Origin of the sequence: Leucobacter triazinivorans (assembly GCF_004208635.1) — a bacterium.
GTDB classification, from domain to species: Bacteria; Actinomycetota; Actinomycetes; order Actinomycetales; family Microbacteriaceae; genus Leucobacter; species Leucobacter triazinivorans.
Window position 1 is genome coordinate 2,100,455 of the sequence record NZ_CP035806.1, and the last position, 19,777, is coordinate 2,120,231.

General features: G+C 68.1%; 18 protein-coding genes. 10 read left to right on the forward strand and 8 right to left on the reverse strand.

What is annotated here, in order from left to right:
• Positions 1-4: 4 nt before the first annotated feature.
• Positions 5-406 carry a cupin domain-containing protein gene (locus EVS81_RS09595; RefSeq protein WP_130110195.1) on the reverse strand — a complete coding sequence of 134 codons (402 nt, stop codon included), beginning with the start codon at positions 404-406 and terminating at the stop codon, positions 5-7.
• A gap of 144 nt (positions 407-550) precedes the next feature.
• On the opposite strand from EVS81_RS09595, the gene EVS81_RS15815 reads away from it, so the two are divergent.
• The 6 genes from EVS81_RS15815 (at position 551) to EVS81_RS09625 (ending at position 8,046) form a co-directional block, all read left to right on the forward strand.
• Entirely contained in the window at positions 551-1,681 is a 1,131-nt protein-coding gene (locus EVS81_RS15815; protein WP_165384235.1) for a flavin reductase, read from the forward strand.
• A 297-nt stretch (positions 1,682-1,978) separates the two neighbouring features.
• Positions 1,979-3,175: a type 1 periplasmic-binding domain-containing protein gene (locus EVS81_RS09605; protein WP_130110196.1), complete on the forward strand. Its 1,197-nt coding sequence runs from the start codon at positions 1,979-1,981 to the stop codon at positions 3,173-3,175.
• Between the two features lie 88 nt (positions 3,176-3,263).
• A complete protein-coding gene (locus tag EVS81_RS09610; protein WP_130110197.1) occupies positions 3,264-4,799 on the forward strand; it encodes a sugar ABC transporter ATP-binding protein in 1,536 nt (511 codons plus the stop codon).
• Positions 4,796-5,872, forward strand: coding sequence for an ABC transporter permease (locus EVS81_RS09615; RefSeq protein ID WP_130110198.1), 1,077 nt, complete (start codon positions 4,796-4,798; stop codon positions 5,870-5,872). Before EVS81_RS09610 ends, EVS81_RS09615 begins: the two co-directional genes overlap by 4 nt.
• Positions 5,873-5,950: 78 nt before the next feature.
• On the forward strand, positions 5,951-6,943 hold the full coding sequence (locus EVS81_RS09620) for a DMT family transporter (protein ID WP_165384236.1): 993 nt from the start codon (positions 5,951-5,953) through the stop codon (positions 6,941-6,943).
• Positions 6,943-8,046, forward strand: coding sequence for a zinc-binding dehydrogenase (locus EVS81_RS09625; protein ID WP_130110200.1), 1,104 nt, complete (start codon positions 6,943-6,945; stop codon positions 8,044-8,046). The genes EVS81_RS09620 and EVS81_RS09625 overlap by 1 nt, the downstream gene beginning before the upstream one ends.
• A gap of 225 nt (positions 8,047-8,271) precedes the next feature.
• Here EVS81_RS09625 and EVS81_RS09630 read toward each other — a convergent pair whose 3' ends face one another.
• Positions 8,272-9,141, reverse strand: coding sequence for an NAD(P)-dependent oxidoreductase (locus EVS81_RS09630; protein ID WP_130110201.1), 870 nt, complete (start codon positions 9,139-9,141; stop codon positions 8,272-8,274).
• Positions 9,138-10,520 (reverse strand): M24 family metallopeptidase, encoded by a 1,383-nt coding sequence (locus tag EVS81_RS09635; protein ID WP_205879308.1) that lies wholly within the window; start codon positions 10,518-10,520, stop codon positions 9,138-9,140. Before EVS81_RS09635 ends, EVS81_RS09630 begins: the two co-directional genes overlap by 4 nt.
• Before the next feature lie 117 nt (positions 10,521-10,637).
• Between EVS81_RS09635 and EVS81_RS09640 the strand changes: the two genes are divergently transcribed.
• Positions 10,638-11,312, forward strand: coding sequence for a helix-turn-helix domain-containing protein (locus EVS81_RS09640; RefSeq protein WP_130110203.1), 675 nt, complete (start codon positions 10,638-10,640; stop codon positions 11,310-11,312).
• Positions 11,313-11,389: 77 nt separating this feature from the next.
• Here EVS81_RS09640 and EVS81_RS09645 read toward each other — a convergent pair whose 3' ends face one another.
• Both EVS81_RS09645 and EVS81_RS09650 read right to left on the reverse strand, forming a co-directional pair.
• Positions 11,390-12,469 (reverse strand): zinc-dependent alcohol dehydrogenase, encoded by a 1,080-nt coding sequence (locus EVS81_RS09645; protein WP_130110204.1) that lies wholly within the window; start codon positions 12,467-12,469, stop codon positions 11,390-11,392.
• Positions 12,466-12,777 (reverse strand): Dabb family protein, encoded by a 312-nt coding sequence (locus EVS81_RS09650; RefSeq protein WP_165384237.1) that lies wholly within the window; start codon positions 12,775-12,777, stop codon positions 12,466-12,468. Before EVS81_RS09650 ends, EVS81_RS09645 begins: the two co-directional genes overlap by 4 nt.
• On the opposite strand from EVS81_RS09650, the gene EVS81_RS09655 reads away from it, so the two are divergent.
• Positions 12,667-13,902, forward strand: coding sequence for a ketopantoate reductase family protein (locus tag EVS81_RS09655; RefSeq protein ID WP_240739797.1), 1,236 nt, complete (start codon positions 12,667-12,669; stop codon positions 13,900-13,902). The genes EVS81_RS09650 and EVS81_RS09655 overlap by 111 nt on opposite strands.
• Before the next feature lie 13 nt (positions 13,903-13,915).
• Here EVS81_RS09655 and EVS81_RS09660 read toward each other — a convergent pair whose 3' ends face one another.
• Together EVS81_RS09660 and EVS81_RS09665 are read right to left on the reverse strand one after the other, a co-directional pair.
• Positions 13,916-14,599 (reverse strand): GntR family transcriptional regulator, encoded by a 684-nt coding sequence (locus EVS81_RS09660; RefSeq protein ID WP_130110207.1) that lies wholly within the window; start codon positions 14,597-14,599, stop codon positions 13,916-13,918.
• 38 nt (positions 14,600-14,637) lie between these two features.
• Positions 14,638-15,165 (reverse strand): VOC family protein, encoded by a 528-nt coding sequence (locus tag EVS81_RS09665; RefSeq protein WP_130110208.1) that lies wholly within the window; start codon positions 15,163-15,165, stop codon positions 14,638-14,640.
• 157 nt (positions 15,166-15,322) lie between these two features.
• Between EVS81_RS09665 and EVS81_RS09670 the strand changes: the two genes are divergently transcribed.
• Together EVS81_RS09670 and EVS81_RS09675 are read left to right on the forward strand one after the other, a co-directional pair.
• Positions 15,323-17,515, forward strand: coding sequence for an alpha-ketoacid dehydrogenase subunit alpha/beta (locus EVS81_RS09670; RefSeq protein WP_130110209.1), 2,193 nt, complete (start codon positions 15,323-15,325; stop codon positions 17,513-17,515).
• Entirely contained in the window at positions 17,515-18,855 is a 1,341-nt protein-coding gene (locus EVS81_RS09675; protein WP_130110210.1) for a pyruvate dehydrogenase complex dihydrolipoamide acetyltransferase, read from the forward strand. The genes EVS81_RS09670 and EVS81_RS09675 overlap by 1 nt, the downstream gene beginning before the upstream one ends.
• Before the next feature lie 102 nt (positions 18,856-18,957).
• On the opposite strand, the gene EVS81_RS09680 is transcribed toward EVS81_RS09675, so the two are convergent.
• Positions 18,958-19,677 carry a TetR/AcrR family transcriptional regulator gene (locus EVS81_RS09680; protein ID WP_130110211.1) on the reverse strand — a complete coding sequence of 240 codons (720 nt, stop codon included), beginning with the start codon at positions 19,675-19,677 and terminating at the stop codon, positions 18,958-18,960.
• Between the last annotated feature and the right edge of the window lie 100 nt (positions 19,678-19,777).

Here is a 19,777-nt window from a genome sequence, read left to right on the forward strand (position 1 = left end):
GCCCCTATCCGCGGCGGGCCGCGGCGGCGGCGCGGGCGTACTCGTCGTCGGTGACCTCGTCGAGCCAGGTCGTCTCGCCGAGTGAGATGGCGGTGTGGCCCATCAGAGAGTCCTCGCCCCCGCCGTGCCAGTGGTGCTCGCCGGCCTCGATCCAGACGGTGTCGCCCTGCCGGATCTCCCGCGTTGTACCGTCTTCGCCGGTGACGTAGCCCCGTCCGCGGAACACCTGCAGAATCTGCCCGCGCTCGTGGAAGTGCCAGTACGTGCGCGCGCACGGGGTGAAGATGACGGAGTTGATCTTCACGTCGGCGTGGTCGGTCATGACGGCGTCCGCCCACACTTCGCCGGTGAAGGTGTGCTCGGAGCGCGTAGAGGGGGTGCCTGCTCGGCCAGCGATGACGCGCATGGGAGCGACTCCTTTCCTGAGTGTTGGATTGTCGGACGATACGCTAGCAGTCCGTTCCGAGAATTAATAGTTTTAATAACTGTAACTATTTTGCTAGGCTGACGTCGTCGTTATCGGAAGTGGCGTATCGCGAAGGAGCGAAGCATGTCAGCAGTAGTCAAGACCACCGAGCAGAAGGCCCCCTCGAAGGGGGAGTTCCGCGATGTGATGGGGCGGTTCGCCAGCGGTGTTACCGTGATCACCGCCCACGAGGATGGTGTCGATTTCGGCGCAGCAGTGAGCGCGGTCAGCTCCCTTTCCGACGAGCCCCCCATGCTCCTCGTGTGCCTGAACGTCAGTTCAACCACGGGCCAGGCGGTGAAGCGCACCGGCACCTTCGCGGTGAATGTGCTCGCCGAGGATTCCGCGCCGCTCGCGTACCGGTTCGCTTCGCGCGGAGATGACAAGTTCTCCTCGGTCGCGTTCGAGCGGGGAGAGGGCGAGGTGCCGCTGATCTCCGGGTCGATCGCGCACTTCGAGTGCGAGGTGCAGGAGGCCGTGCGCGGCGGGACCCACTTCGTCTTCCTGGCTCGTGTGCGCCGGGTGAGCTCGACTCCGGGCAACCCGCTGGCGTACTTCCGCGGATCGTTCGGTCGGATGGAGATGAACGCCGACGCCGTTGCGCTGCGCGCGGTGCGCGACTACGTGGTCACCAGAGTCTCCGATGTCGCGGTGCCGTTGGATGCGGAGGGCATGGCCGGCGAGCTCGACCTCGAGGTCGGCCGCACCTTCAGCGCGCTGATCGCGCTCGCGGGAGAAGGGCTCGTCAAGCGCATCGGCACGGCCTTCGAGGTGGAGCCCGTGCCGGATCTCGTGCTCTACGACTACTACTCCGCCAAGCTCTCGATCGAGCTCGGCGTCGCCGCGCAGACGGTGGGACGGGCTTCGCCCGAGCAGCTCGCCGAGCTCCGGCGCCTGATGGAGGCAACTCTCGAGCACGTCGACGGCGATCGATTCATCGACCCCGAGGCCTGGGTGGTTTCGAACGCGGAGTTCCACGAGTACCTCGTCGGCCTCGCCGGCAGCGTGATCCTCGATGAGACCTATCGCGGTCTGCAGCTGCGCGCGATCGAGCGACGGGCGATCACCGCCACGACGCGGGCGACGTCTGAGCTGCTCGAGGATCACCGGGCGATCGTTGCCGGTTACGAGGCCGGGGACGTCGATGCGGTGCTCGCCACGTTGCAGGCGCACGCTCACCGTGCGGCGCAGACGCGCGCTGCGCTGGCGGGCTGACGCGGCGCGGTCACCGCGTTCGCGCGGACCTTCTTCGCGCCCGGGCGCGCGCCGGTGTCGACCCCGTTCGCCGTGACGGCCGCGAGATGATCGGTGACGTGCCGGACTCCGCGGTGATGCCCCGGAGAACGCGACAGATATCAATTCGTGATGAACGTGTTTAGCGCTAGCGAACACATCGCTGACGTATTAGAGTATCGTCATACAGTATGTCGAAACGGGTCCCGGGCCGTGACCGCACCGACCGGGACGCCGGGTCGACATATATCAACGCCGTGTGTAAACAAAGGAGTGAACATGGATCGACGTACCAGAACAGCCCGCCTGCGGGGGATCTCGGCTGCCGCCATCGCGGTCGGCCTTGCGCTGACGGGCTGTGCCTCGACCGGAGGCGCCGATGCCACCGGAACCGACGGTGGCACCGACGCCACCGCCGTGAGCTACCGCGCTGCCGACGGCAGCTGTGACGCAGCCCCGCGCGAAGGCGTCGCCTTCGACGAAGCGGAGACCCTGATCGAGAGCTTCCGCCAGCAGGCCGACAGTCTGCTCCAGACCGAACCGTTGCCTGCGGCGATCCCTGAGGGGACGACGGTGGCCTTCCTGAACAACGACACCCCGGTCGCTTCTCTGATGTACGAGAACATGGTGCTCGCGGCAGAGGCCGCCGGCGTCGAGCTGCAGAATGTCAGCACGGGCACCGACGCGCAGAGCATCAATTCGGCGTTGAACTCGGTCGTCGAATCCGACCCCGACATTCTGATCTCCACCTCAGTCGACGCCGTGTTCTTCCAGGACCAGCTGACGCAGCTGCAGGAGCAGGGCACTTCGATCGTCTACGCCTCGCAGATGAACGCCGAGGAGTACGGCCTCGATGACACGCTCGGCGGTTACAACGGGTCACTTGTCAACGGCGAGCTGCTCGCCGCGAGTGCCATCGCCTTCACCTGCGGTACCGGCACCGACTTCGTCTACTACAACATCCCCGAGCTGAGCTTCTCTGCAGTGGTGCAGGGCGCGCTCGAGGAGAAGCTCGCAGAGCTCTGCGCAGATTGCACGCTGCGCGTGGTCGACATCTCCATCCTCGAGTCCAGCCCCGCCGATGCGATCGTGAGCGACCTGCAGGCGAACCCCGACACCGATTTCTTCGTGACGACAGGCGATCAGTTCCAGATCGGGCTGCAGGAGAAGGCCGAACTCGCCGGGCTCACCAACGCAGTTGGGCTCGGTCAGGGCTCGCTGCCGCAGAACATTCAGCAGACCGTCGACGGGCAGCAGATCGCGGCGCACGCAGTCGACTTCAGCATGTTCATGTGGGCGCTGCTGGACGAGGGGCTGCGCAAGCAGCAGGACGTCTGGACACCCTACACCGACTGGCAGCGCGTCAGCCGGTCGACCTCGCGCGTGCTCACTCAGGAGAACGCCGGGGAGTTCGTCGCAGGCTTCGTCGCCTTCCCGGGGATGGAAGACGCCTACATGGAACTCTGGGGCGTCTGAGCGGATTCCGCTCCGTGCCGTGCACGACCGGGGCGGCGTAGGCGACTGCGCCGCCCCGGGACGACAGGAAGACGATGAGGGTGCAATAGTGGTAGCAAATGATGGCAGCCGCGAGGAGGATGGATCCGCGCCGCAGCAGCTCCTGACCGTGTCGGGAATCGTGAAGGAATTCCCGGGACTCCGGGCGCTCGACGACGTCTCGCTCGATCTCGCCAGTGGCGAGATCGTCGCGGTCGTCGGGCACAACGGATCGGGCAAATCGACGCTCGTGAAGATCCTCGCCGGGATCTACACGGAGGACGCCGGCGAGGTGCACCTCGCGAACGATGCCGGTGAGCAATCGGAACTGTACGTGATCCACCAGGATCTCGGCCTCGCTGCAGAGCTCACGGCGATCGAGAACCTCGGCCTCTCCAGGGATACCGGGATCCGAGGGCTCTTCCCGTTCCGCGCCGGTGTCGAACGGGCCCATGCCCGAGAGCTGATCTCCCGCTTCGGGGAGCCGTTCGACGTCGACGTGCCGGTCGGCACGCTCGCCCCGGCGCAGCGATCGATCATCGCGATCGCGCGAGCTCTGGACGGCTGGGCCCATCCGCACAACGTGCTCATCCTGGATGAGCCCACGGAGGCCCTGCACGCGAGCGAGGTCGAAGTGCTCTTCGCCGCCGTGCGGAGACTCGCGGCGGCGGGCGCCGGGGTCATCTTCATCTCCCACCGACTTGACGAGGTCATGGACCTCGCCGACCGCGTCGTCGTGCTCCGGGACGGCGCGAAGGTCGCAGACGAGTCCACCGCGACGCTCGACCATGACCGGTTGGTGACTTTCGTGACGGGGGTGACGAAGGAGGAGGAAGAGCACGGTACCAGCGGCCGCACCGTCGGCGAGATCGTGCTCGACGTCACCGGTCTCTCCGGCGAGGCCATCGAGGAGGTCGACCTCCAGGTCCGCGCCGGCGAAGTCGTCGGCATCGCCGGCGTGCTCGGTTCGGGGCGCGAGGCGCTGCCGGCGATGATCTTCGGGACTGAGGAATGCACCGAGCGCGAGTTCGCGCTCGCGGGCGAACCCTACGAGCGGCGCTCGCCGCAGGAGAGCATCCGGCGCGGGATCGGATTCGTGCCGGGCGACCGGGCGAAGTACGGCTCGGTGCGACCGTTGACCGCTCGCGAGAACATGACCCTGCCCAACTTCTCCGAGTTGACGACACCTTTCGGTACGGTCGACGAGCGCGCCGAGCGCCGCCACGCCGCGCAGCTCATCGCGGAGTACGGGGTGCGACCCCCGCGCCCCGAGCAGGTGTTCTCCCAGTTCTCGGGCGGTAACCAGCAGAAGATCGTGTTCGCCAAGTGGCTGCGCAACGACCCTTCGCTCCTGCTGTTGGAGGAACCGACGCAGGGTGTGGACATCGGGGCGAAGCGCGCGATCTACGACGCTGTGGACCGCGTGGCTTCCGCGGGAACCGCGGTGCTCGTCTGCTCCTCTGACGCGAAAGAACTCGTACGCCTGTGCGACCGCGTCCTGGTGCTGCGCGACGGACGTGTGGGCGCCGAACTCTCGGGGGACAGCCTCACCGAGTCACGACTGATCATGGAGGGCTACGGCCTGATGAGCGAGGAATCGAAATGAAGAAGACGGAAACCATCGCGTTGCAGCAGGTGGCGCAGGAGCCGCCGGTGAAGAGTCGGGTGCTCTCCCTGATCTCCTTCCGCAACATCAGCGCGATCTACATCTTCGTGGTGCTGTTCGTGATCTTCGCGCTGATCACCCCGAAGACCTTCCTCACGGCGGGTACCTGGCTCGTGCTCCTCGACGCGCAGTCGATCACGGTGCTGGCCGCGATCGCGGTGCTTGTGCCGCTGGTCTGCGGCGTGTTCAACCTCGCCATCGGCGCAGAGGTCGGATTCGCCGTGATCTTCGTCGCAGTACTGCAGGTGAAGCTCGACCTGCCGTGGGGCCTCGCGGCACCGCTCGCGATCCTCGCGGGCGCGCTCATCGGCATCATCTCCGGCCTGCTCGTGACGAAGGCGAAGATCGACTCGTTCATCGCCACTCTCGGCATGAGCTCCGTGCTGACCGCCGCCTTGGCCTACCTGTCCGAGAGTCGACAGATCATCGGGCTGCAGGACGGCTTCCGCATGCTTGCGACCAGTGGCATCCCGCTCTCAGCGGCGAACCCCAACTTCAAGATCAGCACGCCGGTGTTCATCATGCTCTTCGTCGCCCTCCTCGTCTGGTTCGTGCTGGAGCGCACACCGTTCGGCCGCCGGATGTACGCCGTGGGGTACAACCCGGACGGCGCCAGGCTGTCGGGCGTGAACGTCGACCGCATCAAGATCATCTCCCTCGTCGTCGGTGGCATCATCGCTTCGCTCGCCGGCACTCTCCTCGCCTCGCGGATCAACGCCGGCGACCCCACCGTCGGGCCGGACATGCTTCTCCCCGCGCTCACCGCGGTCTTTCTCGGATCGACGCAGTTCCGCGGTGGACGATTCAACGTGTGGGGCACCGTCGTCTCCGTGTACGTGCTGGCCGTCGGCATCAAGGGCTTGCAGCTGCTCGGCGCCCAGGGCTGGGTGAGCGACCTGTTCAACGGCGTTGCGCTGCTCGCCGCGGTCGGGCTCTCGAAGTGGGAGCGCACCTCCCGGCGCGCGGGCGCGATTCGCCGAGTCCTGCCCTTCCGTAAGAAGTCCTCCGCCTGAGCCGCGGCACTGCCGGGCGCCACGTCGGGCTGCACCGCATCATGGCGCATGACGATTCGACAGAACGGGGGAAGGCGCATGGCGCAACGTGCATCGCACGCGCGGTCCGCGGCGATCGCCATCGCCGCGGCGATCGCCGCCGGAGTCGGCGTTTCTGCTCAGACCTCGGTGAACGGCCACGTCAATGTCGTCGTCGACTCCGCAGTGCTCGCGACGGCGATCAACCACAGCAGCGCGCTCGTGCTCGCCACAGCGTTCGCTCTGGTGACCGGGGCCTTCCCCCGCGCCCGCGCGACGCTGCGCAGTCAGCAGGTCCGGCTGCGCCCCTGGTGGTTCCTCGGCGGCCTGATGGGGTTCGTCGGCGTGCTCATCGTGATCTCCGTCACTCCCGTGCTCGGTGTCGTGGTCGTCGGCGTCGCCGTCACCCTCGGGCAGCTCGCCGGGTCGGTGATCGCCGATTCCGGCGGGCTCGGCCCGGGCGGACGGCGTCCGCTGACCGCGTTCCGCGCGATCGGCATCGTCGTCGCCATCGCGGCGATCGCCGTCGGCGCGATCGGGCGGATCGCGCTCGACAACGTCTGGCTGGTGCCGCTGATCGTTCTCTCGGGTGCGCTCATCGCGATTCAGCAGGCTGCGAACGCCTGGCTCGTGGTCGTCACCGGCGAGTTCTCCGTGATGTCCGTCATCAACTTCTCCGTCACGCTCGTCTTCGTGCTGATCGCTCTGCTGATCTCGGCGTCGACCAGCGACATCGACTTCGCAGCGATCCCGTACTGGGCGCCGCTGGGCGGGGTCCTCGGCGCGGTGATCGGCGTCGTCTCTGCGCTTACCGTGCGAACCGTCGGGGTGCTGAGCGTGATGCTCTGCGTGGCGGCCGGGCAGGCGCTCGGCGGTATCGTCCTCGACCTCGTCGTCCCGGTCGATCGTGTCGGGCTCACCGCAGCCTCCGTTTGCAGCGCTGTGCTCGCTGTCCTCGCTGTCACGATCGCGAGTCTGCACGCCGGGCCCCGCGCCTCGCGCCGGCGCGGCCGCCGATCCCTGGCTCCCGCACTCCCGCAGGAGGCGCACTGATGGCGCGGCGCGTGCGCGCGGCGCTCGCCGAGATCGGGGCGACCGAATTCCGGGTCGCCGAGATCCGGCTGCGCGATCCCGGCCCACGCGACGTCGTCGTCGAACTCGCCGCGAGCGCGTTCTGCATCAGCGACTGGATCGCCCTGCGCGGCGATATGGGGCTGGAAGAGAATGGCACGCTGCCCGCAGTACTCGGCCACTCTGCCGTCGGCACAATCACCGAGGTCGGGGCGGAGTCGGCGCTCCTCCCGGGGACCCGCGTAGTGCTCACGGCCACGCCGGAGTGCGGCGCGTGCTTCTGGTGCCTCGCAGGGCGCATCGACCAGTGCGCCGGGCTCTTCACGGGCGCCCCTGTGCTCGGCACGCTCGCCGACGGTCGCGAGGTGTTCGCGCCGGGTGCGACCGGGGCATACGCTGAGGCAACGGTCATCCGCGACACGCAGGTGTGGCCCGTCGATGACGAGCTTCCGGACGCGTGGCTCGCCATGCTCGGCTGCGGCATCGTCTCCGGCGCCGGAGCGGTGGTCAACGTCGCCCAGGTGACCCCCGGCAGCTCGGTGCTGGTGGTCGGCTGCGGCCAGATCGGGCTGTGGATGATTCAGGCGGCGCGGATCCTCGGCGCGACGACGATCATCGCCGCCGAGACCTCCCCGGCGCGTGCTGCCCTCGCGGCCCGCGTCGGGGCGACCCGGGTCGTGGATCCCTCCACCGAGTCGCTGCTCGACGTCGTGCGTGCGGAGACCGGCGGTCGTGGCGCAGACTTCGGCTTCGACGCGGGCGGCACCACCGATGCGGTAGAGCAGGCATTCCTCGGCACCCGGAACGGCGGGGTGACGACCCTCACCTCGTATGTCGCCCGCGACACGCGGGTCTCGCTCCCGCTGTACGATCTGGCGCTGCGCGGGCGCGATGTGCGCAGCTCGCAAAGTGGCCGCCTCGACATGCGGCGCGACATCGCCAGGTTGCTCCCCTGGTTGGCAGACGGCAGCTTCGATGTCCGCGCTATGCTCGGCGGCATCCGTCCGCTCGACGAGATCGCCCTCACGCTCGCGGCGGCACGCGAGCGGCGAGAGATCACCCCGATCATCTCGTTCTCCCACTGACTCGCAGGCACCCTATTCGTGCGCCGCATCCGATTCGCGTCCTTCATCGTCACCGGCTGATCGGATTGCCTGCACCGCGAGGGCAACCGCTTGTTGCGGGCCGATCCCGCGGGCGACCTCGATGGGCGGGAGATGCAGGCCCACTGGTTCCACGTCCACCGGGGTGCCACGACGAGAGGGGCGGGGGATCCAAGAGCCCCCGCCCCTCTTGTCGCGAGTGCGCCGTCAGCTCCCCTGGCGGCGCGACGTCTCAGCGATGACGCTCCAATCCCCCTCGCGCAGCTCGGGATCGGCGAGCGCCGTATCAAACGCTGCGATGAGGGCGGGCATGGTCGCCGGCTGCACCCCGGTCGCCTCGGCCACCGCCTCGGCGAGTGCGAGATCCTTCCGGCCGAGCGCGACGTGGAAGCCCGGCGGGTGGTACTCCTCGCGCGCGATGATCGAGCCGTAGCCGGAGTAGACCACGCCGCTGAAGAGCGTCGAACTGAGCAGCTCGGTGAACACCTCGGGAGCGACGCCGAGCCGCTCGGTCATCGCGACGGATTCGCCGATCGCCTGCATCGCGTGAATGATGTTGTAGTTCACTGCGGCCTTCACTGCGTTCGCCACCGACGGTCGTTCGCCGAGGTACCAGGTGCGCTTCCCGAGCACCTCGAAGTACGGCGCGAGTCCGTCGATCGTGGATTCGTCGCCGGCCGCCAGGATGTTGAGCTGCCCTGCAGCGGCGACATTCGGGCGCCCGAGCACCGGCGCCGCAATGTAGTTCGCATCGGAGCCCTCGAAGCGCGAGTAGAGGCGATCCGAGAGCGCTGGACTGATGGACGACATCATGACGTGGGTCCTCGCGCGGCAGGAGAGGAGCGCCTCGTCTGAGAACACGTCCGCGACAGCCGCGTCGTTGGCCAGCATGGAGAAGGACAGGGTAGCGGCGAGCGCGTCCGCTGGGGTGTCGGCCGCGCTCGCGCCGGCCGACACGAGCTCTTCGACCGCACCCGCAGAGCGATTCCACACGATCACGTCGTGTCCGGCTTCGACCAGGCGGGCCGCCATGGCCCGCCCCATCGTGCCGAGTCCGAGGAAGCCGACGGTGCTCATGCTTCGCCGCGTCCCCAGATCGTGTTCTTGTGGGATTGGGAGTCGCGTTGCAGGTTGAGCGGCCCGTCGATCGTGTAGTACCTGCGGCCGGCGACGATGAGGTCCTCTGCAGGGAACTTCGTGATCACCTCGCAGCCGTCGGCGGTCACGACGACCTCTTCCTCGATGCGGGCGGCGCCCCAGCCGTCGGCCGAGGGCCAGTACGTCTCGAGAGCGAACACCATGCCTTCCTCGATGAGCTCGGGGTGTTCGAGCGAGGTGAGGCGCGAGAAGATGGGCTTTTCCCAGATCGAGAGGCCGACGCCGTGCCCGTACTGCAGGGCGAAGGCAGCCATCTCATCGGGGAAGCCGAACTCCTCGGCCTTCGGCCAGACCTTGACGATGTCGGCCGTAGTGGCTCCCGGCCGGACGAGCGCGATCGCGCGGTCCATGTATTCGCGAGCCCGCTTGTACGCATCGCGTTGAGCGACGCTCGCCGAGCCGACGGCGAAGGTGCGGTAGTAGCACGTGCGGTAGCCGTTCCAGCTGTGCAAAATGTCGAAGAACGCGGGGTCCCCTGGGCGGATCAGCCGATCCGAGAACACGTGGGGGTGAGGTGCGCAGCGTTCGCCGGAGATCGCGTTGACGCCCTCCACGTATTCGGACCCGAGATCGTAGAGGGTCTTCGCGACGAGCCCGACGGCTTCGTTCTCGCGGACACCGGGGCGGAGGAAGCGATGGAGCTCCTCGTACGCCGCGTCGACCATGGAAGCGGCCTGGGTGAGGAGGAGGATCTCGTTGCGGGTCTTGATCCGGCGGGCCTCCATGAAGATCTGCTGGCCGTCGACGACATCGATCCCCTCGGCGCGCAGCGCCATGAGCACCGGCATCTCGATCACGTCGACCCCGAGGGGCGCGTTCGCGACGCCGAACTTCTCGAGCTCGCGCTTGATCTTCTTCGCGAGGTCGGCCGCCATCTCGGCGTCTGGCGGGAATGCGCCGCGGAGCGTTGAGATGCCCGCGCGTGAGCCGTTCTCCAGCCGGGGGCGCTTTGCGCCCTCGTGCGGGGCGTGCGGGTTCGCATCCATTTCGGAGGAGGTGACGTCGAGCCAGGGGTTGTAGAGCTGATGGTGCTTTGCCGCGGAGCCGAAATCCCAGACGATCGGGTCGGTATTGCGCGTCAGCAGCGAAAATCGGATGAGCTTATCCATCGCCCACGTGCCGATGTGGGTCGCGCTCATGTAGCGGATGTTCGAGAAGTCGAAGGCGAGGACAGCGCCGAGATCGGACCTCTGGAGTTCCGCTTTCAGACGTCCGAGCCGATCGTCGCGCAGCTGATCGAAGTCGACCCGCTGCTCCCAATCGACGCCGTTCGTGCCCGTGGTGCCGGTGCTCTTCATTGAAACCTCTCCTAGCATGGGGGAATACGTGCTCCCGCAATATGAAAGTTGTAAAGTAGAGCTTAACGCATCGAGCCGGGAATCCGGCTGGAAAAACGAGAGAATCTCGGAGAACCCATGTCCACAGAGGAAAGTATTGGTGAACGTTTGCGTTCAGCGCGCCTGGCGCGTCGCCTGAGTCTGCGCGGAGTGGCGCAGCAGCTCGGGGTGTCGGCGAGCCTGATCTCGCAGGTCGAGACGGGGAAGACGCGTCCATCCGTCGCCACGCTGTACGCGCTCGCAAGTCATCTGGACGTCTCCCTCGATGAACTGCTCGGGCTGGGGGCGGTGGAACGGCCGGGTGGGGCCGCCACTCCGGTGAGTTCGAGCGTGCAGCGCTCTTCGGACAATCCCGTGATCGAGATGGAGAACGGCGTGCGCTGGGAGCGCTTGGCGATGCAGCCGGGCGGCGCCGCCGATCCCGTGCTCGTCTCGTACGCTCCGGGGGCGTCGAGTTCGATCGAGGGCAAACTCATGCAGCACCGCGGTCAGGAGTACGGCTACGTGCTCGAGGGCACGATCACCCTGCAGCTCGAGTTCGACACTTTCGAGCTGCATCCGGGCGACTCGTTCCACTTCGACTCGGAGCGCCCTCACATCGTCTCGAATCGGGGGGACGTCGAAGCGAAGGGGGTGTGGTTCATCGTCGGGCGCGGCAGCGCGGGGAGCGTTCTCGGCGCCCACGAGGCTGGGCAGGCGCAGCGTTCCTCGGAGTCGGGGACCGACGCGCTGCATCGCAGCATCGGCGCGTAGGATCGCCCGGGTTCCGCAGACGCGTTCGCCCGCCGCACGGCCCCGTGCGGCGGGCGAACGCGTCTGCGGAACCCGAATCATGGCCGGGTGTGCAGGGCTGGTCGCGGGGCATCGATCCACGGGTCGATGAGGGTCTTGATCTGCGTCGCGGTGCCGTTCAGGAGCGGATCGAGTGCTTCCGGGATCAGTTCTCCCAGTGGGATGACCTGGCTCGCGATGTCGCTCCAGTCCGGGCGGGAGCTCAGCAGCCGGATCGCTTCGGGGAAGTCCGTCTCGAAGACGTGCGCCACGGTTCCGACGACGAGGTACTCGCGGAGTGTCCAGGTGCCGATGGCCTGCTGCGGCGGGGTGCGTTGGACGCCGACCGGCACGATCGTGGAGCCGGGTGCCGCGGCATCGAGCACCGAGGTGAAACCGGGGGCGGACCCGCTGACCTCGAAGAATACATCGGGATCGAGCTGCGCTTCAGCAAGTTGATCGGCGAGCGGGGCGCCGCCTGCCAGGAAGGTATGGTCAGCGCCGAGCGCACGGGCGAGTTCGAGGCGGTCTTCGTTGAGATCGACGACGATCACCTCGGCCCCGGTGCTTGCGGCGGCAACGGTGATGAATGCGCCGATGCCGCCGGCGCCGACGATCACCGCGGTGTCGTCGGCGGTCAATCCGCTGCGCCTCACGGCGTGCACTGCGATGGCCATCGGCTGGGTGAGGCCGAGAGTGTCTGTGGCGAGCCCGGAGCCGCTGACGTCGAGCACGATGTCAGCCGGGGCGACGACGTATCCGGCGAGGCCGCCGTCGTGGTGGAAGCCCTGAGTCGTATAGCTGCGGCAGAGATTCGTGCGTCCGGCGCGGCAGGGCTTGCAGGTGCCGCAGGAGATGCCCGCGCCGGACACGACCGTCGCGCCGAGAGCGATCCCTGTGACCTCCGCGCCGAGGGCCTCGACCGTGCCGACGAACTCGTGGCCGAGCGTGACCGGGGGCTGGGCGAGAACGAGCTGCTTGCCGTACTCCACAGCGTCGCTGCCGCAGACGCCGCAGACGCCGATCCTGATGAGCACCTCGCCCGGGCCGGGTGCCGGCACCGGGACCTCTTCGAGCCGGAGGTCGCCGACTGCGTGCAGTACGGCGGCCTGCATCGTCTTGGCGTGCGCCGTGCTCATGCGAAGCTTCCCGAAGCGATCGGCAGCTGGGCGGCCTCGCGGCTCTCGAGCATGGTGCCGAGGAAGTCCGTGTAGACCTGCTGATGCAGCGGGTGATCGAGGTATGCGTCGAGCGCATCCCCGTCGGCGACAATCGCGGCGACCGCGTAATCGGATCCGCCGGGACGCAGGTGGAGGTTGGGGCCGGCGGCGTACGAGTGGATGCAGTCGAGCTGTGCAGCCATCTCGGTCAGTGCCGCGGTCAGTGCGGCGATGCGTTCTTCGGTGACGTCCGGCTTCCAGCGGAAATTGGCGATGTGCAGGATCATGGGCTCCTCCTTGAGTGTGTGTTTAGTGGCAGTGTACATTGTTCCGCATGGCTGTGCACTCGACGATGCGCGGTCACTGAATCGGACGGAAGGCGGAGTATCATGGGCAATGCGCGGATCGCAGTACTGGGCGCAGGAGCCAATGGCGCCTCGATCGGAGCTGACCTCCTCGACGCCGGGCACGATGTCACGCTTATCGAGCAGTGGCCGGCGCACGTAGAGCGGATGCGTGAGGCGGGGCTCACGGTTGTGAGCGAGGGGGAGGCGCGGACAGTCCGCCCGCGGGCGATCCACCTCTGCGAAGTCGCGGAGGAGCGCGAGCCGTTCGACGCCGTGCTGATGCTGATGAAAGCGTACGATGCGAAGTGGTCGGCGCAGCTCATCGCGCCGCACCTCGCCGAGGACGGCGTGATGGCCGGCGTGCAGAACGGCATGACGACGGGCGCGGTGCGCGATGCCATCGGGGCGGAGCGCACGGTTGGCGCGGTGATCGAGTGCTCAGCGACGATGTTCGAGCCCGGCCTCGTGTATCGGCACACCGGCAGGGAGAGCGCCTGGTTCGCGACCGGGCTGCTCGAGGGGGGAGATCCGGCGCGCGAGTCCGTCGTGGCTGAGCTGCTCTCCGCGGCGGGCCGAGTCGAGCACTTCGAGGACATCGAATCGGCGAAGTGGATGAAGCTCGTCAGCAACGCCACGCTGCTCGTCTCCTCAGCGATACTGAATCTGCCGATGCTGGATGCGATGCGACTCACCGGCTATCGGGAGCTCATGATCGAGCTGGGCGAGGAAGCGCTCCGCGTCGGAACCGCGCTCGGGTATGCGACGCTGCCCATATTCGGTCTAGCAGTTGAGGAGGTGAGAGATCCGGCCCGGGTTGTCGAGAATATGACCGACAAGCTGTTCGCCGGCTTCGTGCGCCCGGGGGCGACAACTACTGTGCTGCAGGACTGGCAGCGAGGACGCCGCAGCGAAGCGGACGATCTGAACGGGCTCGTGGTGCGAGAGGCCGAACGGCTCGGGCTGGATGCGCCGGCGAATCGTCGCGTTCTCGAGTTCGCGAGAAGGATCGAACGCGGTGTGCTGCGGCCCGATCCGATGCACCTAGCAGATATGCGCGCCTTTTGAGCACTGCGCGGCTCTAAGCCCCGAAGATCTCGGGATGCTTCGAAAGCTGCCGGCGCGTACGGCGGATGTGCCCCGCCAGCACGCGCTCGGCCTCCTGGAAATCCCCGTCGCGCAGCGTCTGGATGAGGATGTTGTGCTCGTCATCGGCCAGGCGGCGCAGCTCGGGGGACCACGTGGCCACGTATGCGCGGCGGTAGGGGGCGGTGGTGTTCCAGAGCTTCGAGATGAGGTCGCCGAGTTGCTGGGTCCTGGCGTGGGCGTAGGTGGTGAGGTGGAACTCGCGGTCGAAGCGGAGGAAGCCGTCGACGTCAGCCGCCGCCGAGGCCTCGGACACCCGGGCCGCGAGCGATTCGAGGCGGGTGAAATCGTCCTCCGTGAGGTGGGGAGCGCTGAAGCCCAGCAGCAGGGGCTCGAGACGTTCGCGCATGAGGTAGACCTCCTCGCACTCGGGCAGCGTGAGCCGGGAGACCCACGAGCCGGAGTTCGCGACCGTGGTCACGAGCCCCTCGTGCACGAGGATGCGAATCGCCTCGCGAACGGGAACCCGACTCGCGCCGAAGCGTTCTGCGAGTTCCTCCTGCCGGATCCGGGTGCCCGGGTCGAGGTCGCCGCGGAGGATCTCCTCGCGCAGGCGCTCCGCGATCCGCTCGCCGGCGTCGCCGCCGCGCTGACCCGGTGATTCCGTGTGTGCTGCCATCATGCCCCTCCGCGTGGTCGTCACTCCCCCACCGTAATTCAGCGCTGCGGATGCAGGGGGTGCCACAGGAGCGTACCCGCATCCTGCTCGTACGCCTTGCCCTCGGGGTAGCTCACGAGCTCGAACTGCATGCCCCAGGGCGAGCGGAAGTAGACCCAGCGCTGCCCGGCGCTCGCGTTCGCGCTCGCAACGGGATCGCCCATGATCTCGATGCCCTCGGCGCGCAGGTACTCGAGGGCCGCGTCGAAATCATCGACGTAGAACGCGAGATGGTGCCCGCCGAGATCGCTGTTGCGGGGTTGAGGGCGCTGCTCGTCGGCCGGATCGTACTCGAAGACCTCGAAATTCGATCCGAAGCCGCAGCGGTAGAAGTTGAGGCGGCGCATGACCGTGCGCGGATGGACGCCGAGTTGCCGGGTCATCCAGTCTCCCTCGTCGTGCTGGAACGGGCCGAGCGAGTAGACGCGTTCGCAGCCGAGCACCCGCACGAAGAAGTCGTCTGCTTTGTCGAGGTCGGGGACGGTGAATCCGATGTGGTCGGTGCCGCGCAGTCCTGGCAGTGGCATCTCTTCTCCTCCGTTGGCGAGCAGGTTGACTTAATTGTATCCAATCATGGAGCAGAACGGGAGAATCTGCGCAGATGAAGACGGGGATAGCTTGCCATTGAATCCAATTAAGCGTATTGTCGGCTTATCCAACGACGACTCATCAACGGAGATTCACATGCCGAGACGCCGCACACTCGAAACGGGAGTGCCCTGGATCGAACTCGCCACGACGGCCGCCGACTGGAAGAAGGCGGACCCGCAGCTGCTCGCGACCATGCTGGGGCAGATCCAGCTGATCCGCTCGTTCGAGGAGTCGGTGCTCGAACTCGCCGGCGCCGGGCTCGTGCACGGCCCCGCCCACTCGAGCATCGGCCAGGAGGGCGGCGCGGTCGGCTCCATTCTCACGCTGCGCTCGAGCGACGGGGTGAACGGTTCGCACCGCGGCCACCACCAGTTCCTGGCCAAAGCGATCACCCACGTCTCGAACGGTGCGCTGGATCTCGGCGCATTGGTGGATACCGACATGCGGGCGATGCTGCAGCGCACGCTCGCCGAGATCCTCGGGCTCGCCCAGGGCTTCTCGGGCGGCCGCGGCGGATCGATGCACCTGCAGTGGCTGGAGGCCGGCGCGCTCGGCACCAATGCCATCGTCGGGGGCGGCGCCCCGCTGGCCGGCGGCAACGCCTGGGCGCAGCGGTACGCGGGCACCGACGATGTGTCGATCAACTACTTCGGCGACGGCTCGAGCCAGATCGGATCGGTGCTCGAGTCGATGAACCTGGCCGCCGCGTGGAAGACGCCGGTCATGTTCTTCATCGAGAACAACCTCTACGCCGTCTCCACCCACGCGAGCGAGGCGAGCGCCGACACTCGGTTCTCGGTGCGGGGCCAGGGCTTCTCGGTGCCGTCGTGGCGGGTCGACGGCATGGATCCCCTCGCGGTGCACCTCGCCACGCAGGAGGCGCTCGAGCGCATGCGCGGCGGCGAGGGCCCGGCGATCATCGAGGCCGAGGTCTACCGCTTCTTCCACCAGAACGGGCCCTTCCCCGGCAGTGCGTTCGGGTACCGCACGAAGGACGAGGAGAAGGCCTGGCGCGAGCGGGATCCGCTGCAGCGGATCGCATCGCGCATGCTGGAGCTCGGCCATGTGTCGGAGGCCGAGGTCGAATCGGTGCGAGAGCAGTCGAAGCAGGCCATGGCCGACGCCGTAGCGGCGCTCATCGAGGGCGACCCGGAGCGCGAGGGCAAGCGGCGGATCAAGCCCGAGCTGTGGCCCGATCCAGCGGTCGTCGACGCCGGCATCCGCAGCGATGCGCGCGAACTGGACGCGTGGGAGGCGAAGGAGCCGGGCGAGATCGGCGGATCCTGGCGCGACGTAAAGTTCGGCGACGCGGTGGCGGGTGCGATGGATCGTCGCATGGAGCAGGACGAGCGCATCGTCGTGCTCGGCGAGGACGTGCACAAGCTCGGCGGCGGCACGAACGGTGCCACGAAGGGGCTCGCCCAGAAGTACGGTCCCGAGCGCGTGGTCGGCACGCCGATCAGCGAGAACGCCTTCTTCGGCTTCGCCACGGGTGCGGCGCTCGACGGGCGCATCCGCCCGATCGTCGAGTTCATGTACCCCGACTTCATGTGGGTCGCCGCCGATCAGGTATTCAACCAGGCCGGGAAGGCCCGGCACATGTTCGGCGACAACAACGACGTGCCCCTGGTGCTGCGCACGAAGGTGGCGATGGGGGTGGGCTACGGCTCGCAGCACCTCATGGATCCGGCGGGGATCTTCGCCACGCAGCCCGGGTGGCGGATCGTGGCCGCCTCCAGCGCGGCCGACTACGTCGGCCTCATGAATGCAGCACTCGCGCTCGAGGACCCGGTGCTCGTGATCGAGCACGTCGACCTCTACGGCAAGGCCGATCGTGTGCCCGAGGGCGAGCTGGACTACATCATTCCGCCCGGATCGGCCGCGGTGCGGCGCGAGGGCTCGGATGTCACGGTGCTGACCTACCTGACGATGGTCGATCACGCGCTCGAGGCCGTCGAGCAGACGGGCATCGACGCCGAGGTGATCGACCTGCGCTGGCTCGACCGCGCCTCGTTCGACTGGGACACGGTCGGCGAGAGCATCAGGAAGACCAACGCCGTGCTGATCGTCGAGCAGGGCGCTCGGGGCGCCTCGTACGGGGGGTGGCTCGCCGACGAGATCCAGCGCCGATACTTCGACTGGCTCGACCAGCCCGTCGAGCGGGTCACCGGAGGCGAGGCGAGCCCGAGCATCTCGAAGGTGCTCGAGCGGGCCGCGATCGCCCGCACCGAAGAGGTCGTCGACGGCCTCGAGCGGGTGCGCACCGCACTCGGAGGGAGCAACTGATGGCCAGCATCGTGCGCATGCCGGAGCTCGTGACGGGCTCCGCCGAGGCCGCGATCGCGGCCTGGCTCGTGGCCGTGGGCGACGAGATTTCCGCCGGGCAGCCGATCGTCGAGATCGAGACCGAGAAGGCGACGGTCGAGTACGAGGCCGAAGCCTCCGGGGTGCTCGCCGGCACGCTGCTCGAGGCCGGGACGTCGGTGGAGGTGGGCACGCCCATCGCAGTGCTCGCCACCGGAGGCCAGTCGGCCGAGGAGGCGCTCGCCGAGGCCGGCGCGGCCTCGGGAGGCGACCCGGGAGCCGACGAGCCGGGATCGGCGCAGCCGGATCCTGAGCCTGCTCCGAACTCTGAGCCTGCGTCCCCTGAATCCGACGAACGGGCAGCCACCGCGGATCCGGAGACACCGACGGCCTCGGGCGAGCGACGGTTCGCGAGCCCGCTGGTGCGCAAGCTGGTGCGCGAGCGCGGTCTCGATCTCAGCGGGGTGCAGGGCACCGGACCGAACGGCCGGATCGTGCGCCGCGACCTGGACGGTCTCGCGGCCGTGCCGGTCCCGGCTCCCGCGGCCGCCGCCGCTGCGTCGTCGGAGTCGGCGGATGCCGCGCCGGACGTGCCCTCCGCGCCGAAGACCGTGCCGTCGAGCGCGCCCGAACCGGCTTCGGGATACACCGACGTGCCCCACACCGGGATGCGCCGGGCGATCGCGCGCCGGCTCACCGAGAGCAAGAGCACGGTGCCGCACTTCTACCTCGTCGCCGACTGCCGAATGGACGCGCTGCTCGAACTGCGTGCGCAGGTCAATGCGCTGGAGGCCACCCGGGTCTCGGTCAACGACTTCGTGGTGAAGGCGGTTGCCGCCGCGCTGCAGGACGTTCCGGGCGCGAATGCGATCTGGACGGACGATGCCACGCGCCGATTCGACTCGGTCGACATCTCCGTTGCGGTCTCCGTGCCCGACGGACTGTTCACTCCGGTCGTGCGCGGGGTCGAGAAGCTCTCGCTCGGCGCGCTCAGCCGCGAGATCCGCGACTACGCCGAGCGCGCGCGTGCGGGCAGGCTGAAGCAGCACGAGCTCGAGGGCGGGTCGTTCTCGGTCTCCAACCTCGGCATGTACGGCACGAGCGAGTTCTCGGCGATCCTCAACCCGCCGCAGGCCGGTATCCTCGCCGTCGGCGCGGCGGAGAAGCGCCCGGTGGTGCAGGACGACGGTGCGCTCGGCGTCGCGACGATCATGACGGTCACGCTCTCGGCCGACCACCGTGTCCTCGACGGCGCGCTCGCCGCCGAGTGGCTCGCGGCCTTCACGAAGCGCATCGAGTCCCCGATGAGCCTGCTCGTCTGAATCCGGGTTCCGTCGTCGTCGCGCGATCGGGGCGTCGCGCGATCGGGGCGCCGCGCGATCGGGGCGCCGCGCGATCGGGGAGTGCGGCTCTAGCCGATTCGGTCAGATGAGCCGCAGACCCGGCGGAGGTACGAAGTCCGGGCCCGGTGAGTCGACGGGATCCCCCGCGGGATCCACCTCCGCGGGATCCACCTCCTCCGTGAGCGCGAAGAGCAGCTCGGCGAGGCGGTCGCCGAGCTCGTCGAAGGCGCCGCTCGCCTCTGGTCCGGCGAGCGCGGCCGTGCGCAACGCCCGCTCGTAGACCCCGCTGAGCACCGGCATCGCGCGCTCGACCGGGATCACGAAGCGGCGTCCCGCCGCGGCGATCACGCGCTCGACGACCCCAGCGATGCTGGCGTAGAAGCGATCCATGAACTCGTGGTGGCCGGGCGCGATCGATGGGTCGCGCATGGCGAGCAGCAGGAACTCGGCCTCGAGCACGAACCAGGCGGTCGCGTCGCTCGCCGGCGCGAAGAACTCAACGATGTAGCGCGCCGCCTCCGCTGGGGAGATGCAGCCGCTGCGCTCGCGCAGGCCGGGTTCCAGCTCGCGTGCCTTCTCCGCGAGATCCTCGGCCCGCCGTTCGAACTCGCGCTCCAAGAGCGCCAGGAAGAGCTGCTCCTTGCTCGAGAAGTTCGAGTAGAAGGCGCCGCGGGTGAACCCGGCGCGGGCGCACACGGCCTCGACGGAGGCGCCCTGCAAGCCCTCCTCGGCGAAGACCTCGACGGCGGCGTCGAGCAGTCGCGTGCGGGTCTCCTGGCGTCTGGCACTCGGAGTCGACATGTCACCATCTTCGCACGTTCAGCCGGCTCGAAGGCGGTGCGGATACATTGGTGTATCGAAAGCGATGCACGAGTGCATCGAGAGCACCCCCTCCCGCGAC

Coding starts and splice junctions, on each gene's coding strand:
- EVS81_RS09595 (WP_130110195.1), bottom strand. CDS start 406: ATGCGCGTCATCGCTGGCCGAGCAGGCACCCCCTCTACGCGCTCCGAG.
- EVS81_RS15815 (WP_165384235.1), top strand. CDS start 551: ATGTCAGCAGTAGTCAAGACCACCGAGCAGAAGGCCCCCTCGAAGGGG.
- EVS81_RS09605 (WP_130110196.1), top strand. CDS start 1,979: ATGGATCGACGTACCAGAACAGCCCGCCTGCGGGGGATCTCGGCTGCC.
- EVS81_RS09615 (WP_130110198.1), top strand. CDS start 4,796: ATGAAGAAGACGGAAACCATCGCGTTGCAGCAGGTGGCGCAGGAGCCG.
- EVS81_RS09620 (WP_165384236.1), top strand. CDS start 5,951: ATGGCGCAACGTGCATCGCACGCGCGGTCCGCGGCGATCGCCATCGCC.
- EVS81_RS09625 (WP_130110200.1), top strand. CDS start 6,943: ATGGCGCGGCGCGTGCGCGCGGCGCTCGCCGAGATCGGGGCGACCGAA.
- EVS81_RS09630 (WP_130110201.1), bottom strand. CDS start 9,141: ATGAGCACCGTCGGCTTCCTCGGACTCGGCACGATGGGGCGGGCCATG.
- EVS81_RS09635 (WP_205879308.1), bottom strand. CDS start 10,520: ATGAAGAGCACCGGCACCACGGGCACGAACGGCGTCGATTGGGAGCAG.
- EVS81_RS09640 (WP_130110203.1), top strand. CDS start 10,638: ATGTCCACAGAGGAAAGTATTGGTGAACGTTTGCGTTCAGCGCGCCTG.
- EVS81_RS09645 (WP_130110204.1), bottom strand. CDS start 12,469: ATGAGCACGGCGCACGCCAAGACGATGCAGGCCGCCGTACTGCACGCA.
- EVS81_RS09650 (WP_165384237.1), bottom strand. CDS start 12,777: ATGATCCTGCACATCGCCAATTTCCGCTGGAAGCCGGACGTCACCGAA.
- EVS81_RS09660 (WP_130110207.1), bottom strand. CDS start 14,599: ATGGCAGCACACACGGAATCACCGGGTCAGCGCGGCGGCGACGCCGGC.
- EVS81_RS09665 (WP_130110208.1), bottom strand. CDS start 15,165: ATGCCACTGCCAGGACTGCGCGGCACCGACCACATCGGATTCACCGTC.
- EVS81_RS09670 (WP_130110209.1), top strand. CDS start 15,323: ATGCCGAGACGCCGCACACTCGAAACGGGAGTGCCCTGGATCGAACTC.
- EVS81_RS09675 (WP_130110210.1), top strand. CDS start 17,515: ATGGCCAGCATCGTGCGCATGCCGGAGCTCGTGACGGGCTCCGCCGAG.
- EVS81_RS09680 (WP_130110211.1), bottom strand. CDS start 19,677: ATGTCGACTCCGAGTGCCAGACGCCAGGAGACCCGCACGCGACTGCTC.